Source organism: Fundidesulfovibrio putealis DSM 16056, assembly GCF_000429325.1.
Taxonomy (GTDB): domain Bacteria; phylum Desulfobacterota; class Desulfovibrionia; order Desulfovibrionales; family Desulfovibrionaceae; genus Fundidesulfovibrio; species Fundidesulfovibrio putealis.
This window is the reverse complement of sequence record NZ_KE386886.1, coordinates 62,282-75,420: the sequence shown is the minus strand read 5'-3', so window position 1 is coordinate 75,420 and position 13,139 is coordinate 62,282. Positions and strand designations below refer to the sequence as shown.

Annotated in this window: 10 protein-coding genes; 5 read left to right on the top strand and 5 right to left on the bottom strand. The window is 65.9% G+C overall.

All coding sequences use genetic code 11. The features are described from left to right. Positions 1-58: 58 nt before the first annotated feature. Positions 59-1,099, bottom strand: coding sequence for a heat-inducible transcriptional repressor HrcA (gene hrcA / locus G453_RS0120510; RefSeq protein WP_027192542.1), 1,041 nt, complete (start codon positions 1,097-1,099; stop codon positions 59-61). A 63-nt stretch (positions 1,100-1,162) separates the two neighbouring features. Further along, positions 1,163-2,293, bottom strand: a complete 1,131-nt coding sequence (locus tag G453_RS0120505; RefSeq protein ID WP_205620093.1) for a histidine kinase — start codon at positions 2,291-2,293, stop codon at positions 1,163-1,165. Between G453_RS0120505 and G453_RS28645 the strand changes: the two genes are divergently transcribed. Continuing rightward, a complete protein-coding gene (locus G453_RS28645) occupies positions 2,288-2,608 on the top strand; it encodes a hypothetical protein (protein ID WP_051272692.1) in 321 nt (106 codons plus the stop codon). The genes G453_RS0120505 and G453_RS28645 overlap by 6 nt on opposite strands. A 257-nt stretch (positions 2,609-2,865) precedes the next feature. On the opposite strand, the gene G453_RS0120500 is transcribed toward G453_RS28645, so the two are convergent. Next, positions 2,866-3,540: a protein-tyrosine phosphatase family protein gene (locus G453_RS0120500; RefSeq protein WP_156921038.1), complete on the bottom strand. Its 675-nt coding sequence runs from the start codon at positions 3,538-3,540 to the stop codon at positions 2,866-2,868. 738 nt (positions 3,541-4,278) lie between these two features. Between G453_RS0120500 and G453_RS0120495 the strand changes: the two genes are divergently transcribed. The 4 genes from G453_RS0120495 to G453_RS0120480 all read left to right on the top strand — a co-directional run bounded on the left by G453_RS0120495 (position 4,279) and on the right by G453_RS0120480 (position 11,050). Then, the gene (locus G453_RS0120495; protein WP_027192539.1) at positions 4,279-6,720 is read left to right on the top strand and encodes a c-type heme family protein; all 2,442 of its coding nucleotides are present in this window, start codon (positions 4,279-4,281) and stop codon (positions 6,718-6,720) included. Further along, positions 6,707-8,104 (top strand): sigma-54-dependent transcriptional regulator, encoded by a 1,398-nt coding sequence (locus tag G453_RS0120490; protein WP_027192538.1) that lies wholly within the window; start codon positions 6,707-6,709, stop codon positions 8,102-8,104. The genes G453_RS0120495 and G453_RS0120490 overlap by 14 nt, the downstream gene beginning before the upstream one ends. Positions 8,105-8,128: 24 nt before the next feature. Beyond that, entirely contained in the window at positions 8,129-9,511 is a 1,383-nt protein-coding gene (locus tag G453_RS0120485; protein WP_027192537.1) for an esterase-like activity of phytase family protein, read from the top strand. A gap of 174 nt (positions 9,512-9,685) precedes the next feature. Next, complete coding sequence (locus G453_RS0120480) at positions 9,686-11,050, top strand: esterase-like activity of phytase family protein (protein ID WP_027192536.1); 1,365 nt, start codon at positions 9,686-9,688, stop codon at positions 11,048-11,050. Positions 11,051-11,139: 89 nt separating this feature from the next. On the opposite strand, the gene rfbD is transcribed toward G453_RS0120480, so the two are convergent. Then, on the bottom strand, positions 11,140-12,012 hold the full coding sequence (gene rfbD / locus G453_RS0120475) for a dTDP-4-dehydrorhamnose reductase (RefSeq protein ID WP_027192535.1): 873 nt from the start codon (positions 12,010-12,012) through the stop codon (positions 11,140-11,142). Further along, positions 12,009-13,031 (bottom strand): dTDP-glucose 4,6-dehydratase, encoded by a 1,023-nt coding sequence (gene rfbB, locus G453_RS0120470; protein ID WP_027192534.1) that lies wholly within the window; start codon positions 13,029-13,031, stop codon positions 12,009-12,011. Before rfbB ends, rfbD begins: the two co-directional genes overlap by 4 nt. Positions 13,032-13,139 lie beyond the last annotated feature (108 nt).

Sequence of the window (13,139 nt, the reverse complement as noted above, 5' to 3'; positions counted from 1 at the left end):
GGAGTCTCGTCGTAATGTGGGAATGTCATGGGGCCGGTGCGCAACGGCCGGGGCGTGCTCAGAAGTGGCGCCCCAGCATGGCCGTGATGAGCTGGGCCGTGTAGTTCACCAGGGGGACAACCTCGGCGTAGTCCATGCGCAGGGGGCCGATGACGCTCACCGCGCCAAGCGGCGCGCCCTGGGTTCCGTAGGGTGAGGACACCAGGCCGCATCCGGCCAGGTCGCTCACCTGGGCTTCGGCGCCAAGCACCACCACGGTGCGGTATTCGGCCATGGTCTTGTCCAGCACTTCCAGCAGGCGGGTGCGCTCTTCCAGCGCGCCGAGCACCTCGCGCATGACGCCCAGGTCGGTGAATTCCGGCTGGGAGAGCATGTTCAGGGTGCCCTCCACGAACACCTCGGGGGCGTCCGTGGTGGAGAAGGCGTCCATGGCCAGCTGCATGGCCCGCCCGGTAAGATTGGAGAGCTCGCGCTTGGCGGCGGCCATCTCCGCGATGATGCGCCCGCGCACCTCGGAGACGGTGAGGTCCTGAAAATGGTGGTTCAGGTAGTTGCCGAAGTGCACCAGGTCGTCCGCGCCGATGTCGTCGGCCACGGTGACCACGCGCTTCTGCACCAGCCCGCCCTGGAGCACCAGGATGGCCATCACCAGACCCGGACGCAGCAGCACGAAATCGATCTGCCGCCAGCGGGCCAGCGAGTGCCTGGGGGCCAGCACCATGCACACCTGGCGCGACGCCGTGGAGAGCACGCGCGACGCGTGGCGCAGGATGTCGTCGATCTCAAGCCCGGCCTGCCCAAGCGACGAGGCCATCATCTCCTTCATGGAGACGGGCAGGGGCCGAAGCTGCATGACCTGGTCCAGATACAGGCGGAAGGCCTTGGCCGTGGGCACGCGCCCGGAGGACGTGTGCGGCTGCTCCAGGTAGCCCTTGTCGGTCAGGTCGGCCATGGTGTTGCGGATGGACGCCGGGGAGAGGCGCATGCTCCCGGCCTTGGACACAGTGCGGGAGCCCACGGGCTGGGCCTTGGCGATGTAGTCCTCCACGATTGCCGTGAGGACTTCGAGTTCGCGCTGGATGAGTGGGGATTCCCGCATGCTTTTGGCACTCGCCTTATGAGAGTGCCAGACAGCTAACAACGGCGCGCGCCGGTGTCAAGGTCAGTGGCCCGGCGGCAGGGCGTGGGAGGGCTCCAGATCCAGGACCTCCTGGCCGCGCACGTAGGGCATGAGCACCGGCTTCTTCACCTGGGACAGGAGGTTCTCGATGGCGGCCTTGAGGCGCAGGATTGCGTCGGCCACGCCCTGGAGCGAGTTTATCTTGCGGTCCAGGTCCAGGTCGATGAGCAGCTTGCGCAGCGACTCGATCTCGCGGGCCAGGCCTTCCACGTCGCGGTCGGGCAGGGTGCGGCCGAGGGCGGTCTTCACCTCGCCGGAGAGGAACTGCAGCTCCTCCATGACCAGCGCGTTGTAGTTCATCATGATGCCAAGCACGTTGTTGCCCACGTGGGCCATGCCGCCTGCGGCTTTGGCCAGGGCGTCCTTGCCGACTTCCAGCTGGCGTCCCACGGTGAGCGAGACGATCTTGGAGGTGTCGGCCAGGAACTGCGAATCGAAGCGGTCGAAGTAGCCGGGGTTGTGCGAATAGAGCATGATGACCCCGAAGGCCTCGCAGTCCGAGCGCAGCAGGAAGGCCAGCCTGGAGCGGTAGCCCTCCTGGTAGGCCATGCAGTCCACGGATTCGCCGCCGCGCTCCATGCCGCGCAGGTCGTTGGAGAGCACGTGGAACACGCCACGCTCATGCACGGCGCGCATCACCGGATGGTTGGGCAAGGAGTCTTCCATGGCCCAGACGAAAATGGGGGTCTGCCTGCCTTCCGCGTCGCTGGAGGCCACGTTGATCCAGCTGCCCTCGTCGTCGCACAGGCGGCACACGTAGAGGTCGGCGTCCAGCTCGCGCAGCAGGATCTCGCCGGACTGCTCCAGCACTTCCTCGGCGGTGGTGAACTCCTGCCCGGCGGCGACCAGCGCGTAGATGATCTCGATCATCAGCGTGGACTGCTCGTAGGCGCGCTGCAGTAGCTCGAAGCGGTGCTCCAGCTGGATGAAGTGCGGGTGGCAGTGGCGCAGGCGCTCAATGCGCGAGGACTTGATGCGGTCCAGGTCCAGGCGCAGCTCGGTGAGCCCGGTGAGGAGCTCCTGCCAGTCGCGCACCGGGCGGTCCAGGTTGAGAAACTCCGGGCGCTTCACCAGGACGTCCAGGCTTGTTTTGATGGATACCATCAAATGCATGATGGCTACGCGGACGGCATCGGGTGCGTCGTCGAGGATGCGCGTTATGACACAACGCATGTCCAGGCGCTTCTCGAATCGGCAGGCCGAACTGATATCTTGGGCAAGTGGCGACATGTGTCCCGGAGGATAAAGCAGGGATTCAGAAAGGCAAGAGGAAAAGAGAGAACCGCGAAGGTCGTCACCTTCGCGGTCCTGCCCTTTGAGGAAGAGGACCAGCCCGGAGGCCGGAAGCTCTCAACTCGAGTGGGGTACGCGCGCGAGCGCTCTACTTCTCGCGGCATCCCCAACCACAACCAACCCGCTATCATATAAGCAAGTGCCATGCCATGGGGTGATGCGCCAAGTCGCAAAGGCGGAATTCCCCGGTATGACTTGATTGGTATGATTTGTCGCCTGTCGGATTCGCCAACCTGAGTTTACAGGGTGCGTTCTCAGGAACGCACCATTTGGCCTGTGAGGCTCTCCGGGCGAGGCGAGGTGGCTTGTGCGTTTCGGGCGGCGATGCCGGGGTTGTTGGGCGTCGTCGGTTCCTGGCTCCAAGGCGGGCAGGAGTGCGGCCTGGGAAATGGTCAGCGCCCGAACAGGCAGGTCAGGAGCCGCCGCCAGAGGTTGCGGTCCGGCGGGGCGATGCCCAGGCGGCAGAGGTATTCCTCCACGAAGCGGTGCTGCTCGGCGGATACCGGCTTGGCCCGCCAGCCGGAGCGCTCCGTGGGGTCGTCCGTGAGAGCGCCAGAGGCGGTCGGGGCTGGGGGCGCGTGGTCGCCGGTTGCGGCGGGCGTGGTCACGCCGGAAGATGTTGCGGCGGGTGTCGCGTCCGGGTCGCAGCTGGAAGGCCGCGTCAGGCACAGGCCTCGCCGGGCCAGCCAGCAGGCCAGCACCGTTCCGGTGCGCCCCATGCCGAAGCGGCAGTGGATGAACACCTTGCGGCCCTCGGCCAGGCGGGCGTCCACCCAGTCCAGCGCCACGTCCAGCTGGGCGGGGTCGGGAACGTCCATGTCGTCGATGGGCAGGTAGTGCACGGCCAGGCCGTGTTCGCTCTCGATGCCGGGCAGGTCGCAGAACTCCGCGCACAAGTTCAGCACCGCGCCGAGCCCTTGCTCCTTGAGGAGCGCCAGATGCTCGGGCTTGCAGGGCATGGCCCCAACGGCCACGTCCGGCGTTGCCCAGAAGATCTCGTAGCCGTCGTGCAGACAGCAGGAGGATGCGGACGCGGGGGGAGCAGAGCGCGACATGAGCGGGAGCATGAACACGCGCGGGGGGCGCGTCAAGTGGGTTGAGGGCTGGGGCGGTTATAGTTGCTGATTTACTTGCGCAAGGCTTGTGATATCTGCTGTATGCTGGCGCCAACACATCTGCACGTCCCAGCTAAGATGCTCGGGATAGCAGAATTGTCTGAAATGATGATACCTCGCAATGAGAATGCTAGATTATTCCCGTCGTCAAGGACTTTAGACATGATGGAGTAGGTGATAATATTTCCAGTCTGGGATTTTTCAGATACATTTATGCCGTCAGAGTTCCATGATGCAATGGCCTGGTTCGTTCCTTTGTTTCCATATATTGTTACGTCCGTTAGGTTGCTTTGAAATATCTGAAATTGTAAGGTGAGCGCTTCATTGTTATTTGATCCAGAGGCCCATTTTCCCCCGTCTGTTTCAAAAAAAATGTTCCTTGTGAAGGTACATTTTATGGATATTGCATCGCTTTTCGCAGCCTGGGCATTTGTTGTGAAGAATAGCACGGTGCGATAGCACAAGGATACATTTTGTCATGGTACACTCACGTCTGGTGTGGGGATAATAAATTGACCCGCTTCATTAATCCTTAAAGCAGACACCTGTCCTCCCGAAGTGCGTAAGGCAAGGGAGGATACCTCTACTTTGGGGGATAGTCGTTTCACAGGGATCGTTAAGCTCTCCTCGCGTCCCCCCATCCCCCCGCGTGTTGCCCTCCGGGGCAAGGGGAAGTACTGTGGCCGCGCCATGAGCATCTTCAAGCCGAGAAACCTTCAGACCAAGTTCATCCTGGGGCTGGCCTGCATGATGGCCTTTGTCGGGGTGTTCTTCGTGTCCCTGTTGCAGCGCTATCTGCGCGAAACCCTGGAGCAGGAGGCGCGCGGCAAGGCCCAGGTCATCCTGCGCGGGGTGGAGTCGCTCCACGCCTACGTGCAGGACAACCTGCGCCCGGCCATCACCGGCAACCTCCTCGAAGACAAGGGCCTCCTGGAAGCCATGTCCTGCACGGCCCTGGCGCGCGCCGCCATGGCCCCCTCCGGCCAGGAGGGCAACGAGGAGTTCCGCTTCCGGCGCGTGGCCATCGACGCCCGCAGCCCGGACCTGGAGGCCGTGGGCCTGGAGCGCGCCTTCATCGAGCGTTTCCAGCGCGAACCCTCGCGCGAGTGGGGCGAGGCCATCATCAAGGAGAACGGCAAAGAGTATCTGGTGATGGCGCAGCCCGTGCGCTACCAGGGCTTCTGCCTGCGCTGCCACAGCGACCCGGCCCTGGCCCCCAAGGAACTCGTGGAGACGTTCGGTCCGGAGCGCGGCTTCGGGCGCAAGGAGGGCGAGCTGGCCGGGGCGCACGTGGTGCGTCTGCCCATGGAGGCCACGGTGATGCGCGTGCAGGGCGCGACCCTGTGGTTCGTGCTGATGTTCAGCGTGGGCGCGCTGTTTCTGTTCGGAGCCATCTACGCCTTCTTCAACCGGCTGGTGGTGCACAACCTGCGCCGGGCGTTGTCGCTCATGGGGCGGCACTTCCCCGAGGCCGCAAGCGAGGCGGCCAGCGCGTCCAAGCCCCATCCCATGGACCACTCGCGAGACGAGATCGAGCTGATGCTCTCCTCCATGGAGCAGTTCGCCGAGAGCCTGCGCCAGGCCAGGGTGCAGCTCCAGTCCTACGCCTCCAACCTGGAGGGCATGGTGGCCTCGCGCACGGCGGACTTAAGCCGCGAGGCCGACGCGCGCAGGGCCGACGTGGGCCTGTTCGTGAGCCTTTTGGACGGCCTGAGCCACACCCGCGACCGCCGCGAGATCCTGGACCGCTGCCTGGGGCTGGTGGGCAGGCGCTTCGGGGCCGAGCGCGTCACCTACCGCAGCTCCATGGCGCTGGGAGCGGCGCACTGCTGGCCGGACCCGTCCGTATGCGCGCCCGTGCCCAAGGGCTGGGAAGCCCTGTCGGTGCGCGGCGAGCCCGTGTTCTCCGGCAGCTGCGCCTCCATCCCGGTGACCACCTCCGGCGCGTCCCAGGGCATGCTGACCCTGTGCTGGCCTCCCGACAACCTGCCCGATCCCCTGCCCGTGGACGTGCTCATGGCCGTGGGGCAGCAGCTGGGCGTGGTGGTGGAGAACATGGACGCCCTGGACAACCTTCTGCGCCAGAAGGACCTTTTGCACGCCGTGTTCGAGGGCATCGGCGACCCGGTGGCCCTGCTGGACGGGCAGGGGCGGGTGGTGCTGGCCAACGAATCGTCGCGCGGGCTGGCCGGGCCTTCGAACATCGAGGCCAGGGCCGACGCAGGCGCGAGGCGGCTGGCCGAGTCTTTGGGCATCGAGTCCGGACGGCCACTGGATGCGGGCGTGCTGGCCGGACCGTCCGTGCGCGAGGTGGTGCTTCCGGGCGACCGCACCTTTCTGGCGTCGCTCTATCCCCTGCCGGAATACAGCGGGCAGAGCGGGCGGCTGGTGGCCTACGCCCGCGAGGTGACCGGCGAGCGGCGCATGCGCGACCTGGCCCAGCAGAACGAGAAGCTCCTGGCCGTTGGCCGTCTGGCCGCCGGTCTGGCCCACGAGATCAACAACCCGCTGGGAGTGATCCTCTTTTACGGGGAGCTCCTGAAGGCCAGCGCCGGGGTGGAGGAGAGCCGCGAGGACGTCGAGGTGATCCTGCGCCACACCCGCCAGGCCCAGAAGGTGCTGCGCGACCTGCTGGACTTCGTGCGCCCCAAGAAGGGTTCCACCGGACCCTGCGACCTGGCCGCCGAGGTCCGGCGCACCTCCGGGGTGTTTCAGGCCCAGGCCGCCGCCGAAGGGGTTGCCCTGGAAGTGGACGCGCCGGAGGGCTTGCCGCCGGTCAACGCCGACCCCACGGCCCTGGAGCAGATACTCTCCAACCTGCTGCTGAACGCCCTGGACGCGGTCAGCCCCGGCGGCGGGCGCATCCGGGTGAGCACCGGCGTGGAGGGCGAGCGGGCCTACCTGCGCGTGCAGGACAACGGGCCGGGCATCGCGCCCGACAATCTGGGGCGCATCTTCGATCCCTTCTTTACTACCAAGGAAGTGGGAAAAGGCACGGGCCTCGGGTTGGCCGTGGTCTTCGGGCTGGCCAACGACATGGGCGGCGGCGTGGAAGCCGTGAGCGAGAACGGAGCGCGTTTCACGGTGTGGTTGCCGCTGGCGCGGGAGGAGGACGGGCGTGCAGCGGCCTGAGACGATTCTTGTGGTGGACGACCAGCCGGACTTCGCCAAGGGGCTGGCCCGGCTCATCGGGTCGCGGCATCCTTCGCTGGAAGTGGTGCTGGCCCACGACGGGGCGCAGGCCCTGGCGATATTGGAGCAGCGCGGTCCCGGACTGATGTTCACGGACCTTCGCATGCCCGGCATCTCCGGGCAGGAGCTCCTGGAGCGGGCCTTGGCGCTCGATCCCATGCTCACGGTGGTCATGCTCACGGCGCACGGCGATGTAGGCTCCGCCGTGGCCGCGCTCAAGGCCGGGGCCTATGATTTCCTCACCAAGCCCGTCGAGCCGGAAGACCTGTTCCTGGCCCTGGAAAAGGCTCTGGAGCGCGCGCGCCTGCTCTCCGAGAACCGCCGCCTGCGCGAGTCCGTGGCCGAGGCCGAGACCTGGCGCGAGCTGATCGGCGAATCGCCCGGCATCGTGCGCCTGAAGCAGACCGTGGGGGCCGTGGCTGGATCGGACTACACGGTGCTCATCCAGGGCGAATCCGGAACCGGCAAGGAGGTGGTGGCCCGGGCCATCCACAAGCTCAGCGGCAGAAGCGACAGCCCGATGATTTCCGTGAACTGTCCGGCCATCCCGGAGCAGCTGCTGGAGTCGGAACTTTTCGGCCACGTGAAGGGGGCCTTCACCGGGGCCGAGCGCGCCAACCAGGGCCTGTTCCTGGCCGCCCAGGGCGGCACCATCCTGCTCGACGAGATCGGCGACATCCCCATGAACGTGCAGACCAAGCTTTTGCGCGTGCTCCAGGAGCGTGAGGTGCGCGCTGTGGGCGGCAGCGACACCGTGGCCGTGGACGTGCGCATCATCGCCTCCACCAACCAGCACCTGGAAGAGAAGATCAAGGACCGCACCTTCCGCGAGGACCTCTTCTACCGCCTGAACGTGCTGACCATCCAGACCCCGCCCCTGCGCGAGAGGCGAGAAGACGTGCCGCTTCTGGCCATGCACTTCCTGCGGCGCACCTGCAACGAGATGAAGCTGCCGGAGAAGGGCCTGACCCCGGACGCGCTGGGTTATCTGGCCGGGCGCGACTGGCCGGGCAACGTGCGCGAGCTTTTGAACTTCGTCAGGCGGCTGGTGGTGTTCTCGCCCGGCGAGGTGATCGACGCCCAGGCCGCGCGCATGGTGGACGGCGGCGGCAGGCTGGTGGAGGCCTCGGCCTGCCCGCTGGGCAGCTACCAGGACGCCAAGAACCACGCCCTGGAGGCCTTCACCAGGGCCTACGTGGACCAGCTCCTGGGGCGCACCAAGGGCAACATCTCCGAGGCCGCGCGCGTCAGCGGCCTGGAGCGAGCCAGTTTACAGAAGATTCTCAAGCGGCTAGGTATAGAGGCTCAGGGTTTCAAGGCCTAGCGTGCGGCCTTTCAGGAGATCATAATGCGTTTGCGTCTTGTATTGTCCCTTCTTCTGGCCGCATGGAGTATCGCGGCCTGTCTTCCGGCCTGCGCCCAGAGCCCGGAAATTCGCTCGCCGGAGGTGGTCTTCCCGCCCTCCATGATGATCGCGCCGCCAGCCAGGCTCGCCGCCCAGTTCCCCAAGGGCTTCATGCCGGGCCTGGGATTCGGCCTGAACAGCGCCCAGGTGCAGGCCGACGGCACCGTGGTGCTGCACACGCTCACCGGACGCGGGCCTACCCTGGCAGGTCCGTCGGTTGCGCAAAAAGACGGGCGCGCCGCCTCGACCATCTTCATCCTGCCCGCGTTCAACCCCACCCTGGTGACCATGAAGATCCTCGGAGACAAGGCCGAGGTGTTGGGCATGCTGCCGCTCAAGGACGAAGAGGGCAAACTGCTGCGCGGCCTGCCGCCCGCATCGCGCGGACCCGCAAATCCGGCTGAGGTCCCGCTGGACCTGGAGCTCAAGCGCCTGGAGCACGACCCCTCCGGCATCGACCCTCAGGGCGTGGCCTACGATTTCAAGCGCAGCGTCTACTGGATTGCGGACGGCTACCGTCCCGCGCTGGTGCGCGTCTCTCCGCGCGACGGGCGGGTGATGTCCATGTATTCCGCCGCCGACGGGCTGGAGGAAATCCTGGAGACGCGTCGCGCGGGCTGGGGCTTTTCCGGCGTCAGCGTGAGCATAACGGGCAAGGTGTACACCATCATGCACGGGGTCTTGTCCTTGCAGGGCAAGCCCGCCATCTTCAGCCGCATTGTGGAATTGGACCCGGACACCGAGCGGGTCCGCCAGATTCCCTATCCCATCGACGACGAGATCTTCGCGGACCCTGCCAGCGTGGCCACGGGCGAGATCGTGGCCTTTGCCGACAAGCGCGCGCTGGTGCTGGAGCAGGGCATCGACAAGGAAGGCCGCCCGCGCAGCCTGGTCTACTCGGCGGACCTGACCCAGGCCCACAACATCCACAAGGTGCGCAACGAAGAGGGCAACACCCTGGAAGCCGTCACCGACAAGGCCCAGCTTCGCAAGATGGGGCAGAAAATGGCCCGCAAGACCCTGGTGCTGGATCTCCATCAGGCCGGGTTCAGGGGCGTGCGGGCCGAGAGCATGACGCTCCTCTCCGACGGGCGCACCCTGGTGTTCATGAGCGGGCACGGCTTCGGCCTGGAAGGGCAGATCGCCGGGGCCTCCGCCGGACCGGACGGCAAGCCCGTCCTGGACGCGGCGCAGTACGAACTGGGCGAGGGCGGCAAGCTCGCCTTCGCGGGCAAGCCTTCCAACGCAGTCATCGGCATCCGGCCCACGCAGGAGGTTCCCCGGCTGTGGGTGGCCGTGCTGCCCAAGAAAGTTGCAGAGTATTAGCCCGCGTATTTGAAAGGAATGCGATGTTTTTCAACAATACAACCACTGGTCCTCTTGCGCGGGGTTGTAAACAGTATGAACGGGGCCTGGGATGCGACACCGCCCGCAGGCTCGTAACAGAGCTGGCACAGGCGGCGGATACCTGGGTATAAATCCAACACGAAGGAGCCTTCCATGCGTCTCGCCTCTCTCCTGCTGGCCCTGTTGCTGACCTGCACCGCCGCGTCCGCCCAGGACTCACCGCAGGCCCAGGTCCGCAAGTTCGATGTCTCCGTCTCGCCCCGCGACTACGTGGCCGCGCCAGCCAGCCTGAAAAAACTCTTCCCCAAGGGGTTCCCCACCGGCGTCGGCTCGGGGCTGGCCTTCGCGGGCAAGGAGAAGGACGGCTCGCTGCTGTTCCTGTCCGTCACCGACCGGGGACCCAACGCCGATTCCCCCAAGTTCGCAGCTTCCCCCGGTGACAAGGGCCTGACCACCAAGATGTTCCCCGCGCCCGGATTCCATCCCGCCGTGGCCACCATCAAGGTCAAGGGCAACGCCGCCAGCGTGGTCAAAATGACGCCCATTCGCGGCCTGGACGGCAAGGCCGTCACCGGCCTGCCGCCCGCCAAGGGCGAACACGGCTCCACCGGCGAGACTCCTCTGGATGTGAACCTCAAGGTGCTGGGACACGATCAGCAGGGCATCGACCCCGAAGGCATCGCCATCGATTCCAGGCGGGGGACCCTGTGGCTGAGCGACGAGTACGGTCCCTTCCTCATGGAACTGGACCGCAAGACCGGCCAGATCGTGCGCAAGCTGGCTCCCGGCGCAGGCCTGCCCTCCATCCTGGCCAAGCGCCAGCCCAACCGGGGCGCTGAAGGCGTGGCTGTGACCCCGTCGGGCAAGGTGGTGGCCGCCGTGCAGTCCATCCTGGACACCGACGGCAAGGTGAAGGACTCCAAGGCCGCGTTCACCCGCCTGGTTGAATACGACCCGGACACCGACAAGACCCGCATGCTGGCCTATCCCATCGACGAGACCGCCTACAAGCGCACGGCGGACGCCAAGATCGGCGATGTGACCGCCGTGTCCGACACCCAGTTCCTGATCGTGGAGCAGGGCGAGGGCAGGGACGGAAAAATGCGCAACCTGGTGTATCTGGTGGACATTTCCAAAGCCTCGGCCTTGCCCGACCTGCCTCTGGAAACCACGGGACTTGGCGGCATGGTCCCGGCCCGCAAGTGGCTGGTGGCTGATCTGGTGGCCTTGGGCTGGACGGCTGAGAAGGCCGAGGGCATGGCCCTTGTGGACGCGCGCACCATCGCCCTGGCCTCGGACAACGATTTCGGGCTGGCCACAGTGCTGGACAAGCCTGCCCAGGACAAGAACGGCAAGACCGTCACCAAGCCCGACGACTACACAGTTGGCCGGGACGGAAAGCTCGCGCTGGACGGCAAGCCGGTGGAGACGACCATGAGCCTGAAGCCCAGCGGCGAGAAGACCGCCATGTGGCTGCTCACCCTGCCCAAGCCGGTGACCGAGTACATGCCCAAGTAACGGCGTTCGCCGCGCAACACGAAGAACAAAAGGCCGTGGGAGCGTCGCTCCCACGGCCTTCTTGCGTGGCGTATGATTGTCAGGGGACTCTACTGGCCGTTCTCGTCCGCTGTTTCGGCGTACACGTATTCGCGCAGCGCCTGCAGCCAGGACCTGGGCGCGACGCCCGTGGCCTGGGTGAATTTCGAGGTGTCCAGCACGGAGTAGGCCGGGCGCGGGGCCTTCAGCGGGTACTCGGCGCTGGTGATGGGCAGCACCTGGCATTCGTACCCGGCTGCCGCCACGGCCTCGCTGGCCAGCTCGCACCAACTGGCGCGTCCGGCGTTGCCCAGGTGGAAGAGTCCCGTCGCCTCGGCCTGCACCAGGGCCACGGCGTAGCCCGCCAGGTCCAGCGTGCAGGAGGGCGAGCCGATCTGGTCGTGCACCACTTTCAGCTCGGCGCGGTCCTTGGCCAGATTGAGGATGGTGCGCACGAAGTTCTTCTTGCCCGGGCCGAACAGCCAGGCCACGCGGGCGATGATAAGGCGCGACAGGTTCAGCGAGGTGAGCGCCTTTTCCCCGTCCAGCTTGGTCTGCCCGTAGACGCTGGCCGGGTTGGGGGCGTCCTCTTCGGTGTAGGGCGTGTTCTTCTTGCCGTCGAACACGAAGTCCGTGCTGAAGTGGAACAGGCCGATGCTGCGGTCGGCGCAGAGCCTGCCCAGCAGGGCGGGCAGGCACTTGTTCACGCGGGCGGCCTCCACGGGCTCGTCCTCGGCCTTGTCAACGGCGGTGTAGGCCACGGCGTTCACCAGCCAGTCCGGCTGGAACTCGTCCAGGAAGGACCCCATGGCCGCCGTGTCGAAGATGTCGAAGTCGGCGCGCCCGACGGGGGCCACCTCGAATCCCGCCGCCTCGAAGGCCTGGGCCAGGGGGACGCCCAGAAGTCCGGTTCTGCCCCCAAGCACCGCCACGCGGTTCTTCACTGGCGCTCTCCGTACCATTTGTCCATGAAGGTGCGGTAGCTGCCGCTCTGCACCTGTTCCATCCAGGCTTCGTTGGACTTGTACCACTCAAGCGTCTCGGCGATGCCGCGCTCGAAGGTGTACTCAGGCTCGAAGCCCAGCTCGCGGGCGGCCATGGAGTAGTCCATGGCGTAGCGGCGGTCGTGGCCGGGGCGGTCCTTCACGTAGTTGATGAGCGTCTCGGGCTGGCCCAATGCGGAGAGGATGGTCTTGACCACCTCGATGTTGGGCTTCTCCGCGTTGCCGCCGAAGTTGTAGGCCTGGCCGGGCTTGCCCTTGAGGAGGGTCAGCTCGACGCCCCGGCAGTGGTCCGTGACGTAGATCCAGTCGCGCACGTTCATGCCGTCGCCGTATACGGGCAGCGATTCGCCGCGCGAGGCCTTCATGATCATGAGCGGGATGAGCTTCTCCGGGAACTGGAACGGCCCGTAGTTGTTGGAGCAGCGGGTGATGGTCACGGGGAAGTCGTAGGTCTCGAAGAAGGCGCGGCAGAGCATGTCCGCCGAGGCCTTGGACGCCGAGTAGGGGCTGTTGGGCGCGAGCGGCGTCTCTTCGGTGAACTTGCCGGTGGGCCCGAGCGTTCCGTACACCTCGTCCGTGGACACGTGCACGAACTTGGGCAGGCCCAGGCGGCGGGCCGTGTCCAGGAGCACCTGGGTGCCCAGCACGTTGGTCAGGATGAAGGGGTTGCAGTCCGCGATGGAGCGGTCCACGTGGGACTCGGCTGCGAAGTTGACCACCGCGTCGATCTTGTGCTCGGTGATTATGTGGGCCACCAGCTCGGCGTTGGCGATGTCGCCGTGGACGAAGTGGTAGCGCGTGCCGCCGAATTCGTTCTCGATGGGCAGCAGGTTGAAGCGGTTTCCGGCGTAGGTCAGCTTGTCCAGGTTGACGATGACCATGTCCGGATGCTTCCTGAGCATCATATACACGAAGTTGGTGCCGATGAATCCGCACCCGCCAGTTACGAGCAGTCGCATGGGTGTCCTTTCCGGGAAGAGATGTGGAGGGCGTTCGCCCTGCTGCTGCTTGCCTCAAAGCCGCCCCGGAATCAATCCCGAAAACGCTCCACCGCGCTACGCAAAATG

What these genes read in the sequence shown, in the direction of transcription:
- G453_RS28645 (WP_051272692.1), top strand. Translation starts at nt 2,288, where the DNA reads ATGCATGATGGCTACGCGGACGGCATCGGGTGCGTCGTCGAGGATGCG.
- rfbB (WP_027192534.1), bottom strand. Translation starts at nt 13,031, where the DNA reads ATGCGACTGCTCGTAACTGGCGGGTGCGGATTCATCGGCACCAACTTC.
- hrcA (WP_027192542.1), bottom strand. Translation starts at nt 1,099, where the DNA reads ATGCGGGAATCCCCACTCATCCAGCGCGAACTCGAAGTCCTCACGGCA.
- G453_RS0120495 (WP_027192539.1), top strand. Translation starts at nt 4,279, where the DNA reads ATGAGCATCTTCAAGCCGAGAAACCTTCAGACCAAGTTCATCCTGGGG.
- G453_RS0120485 (WP_027192537.1), top strand. Translation starts at nt 8,129, where the DNA reads ATGCGTTTGCGTCTTGTATTGTCCCTTCTTCTGGCCGCATGGAGTATC.
- G453_RS0120500 (WP_156921038.1), bottom strand. Translation starts at nt 3,540, where the DNA reads ATGCTCCCGCTCATGTCGCGCTCTGCTCCCCCCGCGTCCGCATCCTCC.
- G453_RS0120480 (WP_027192536.1), top strand. Translation starts at nt 9,686, where the DNA reads ATGCGTCTCGCCTCTCTCCTGCTGGCCCTGTTGCTGACCTGCACCGCC.
- G453_RS0120505 (WP_205620093.1), bottom strand. Translation starts at nt 2,293, where the DNA reads ATGCATTTGATGGTATCCATCAAAACAAGCCTGGACGTCCTGGTGAAG.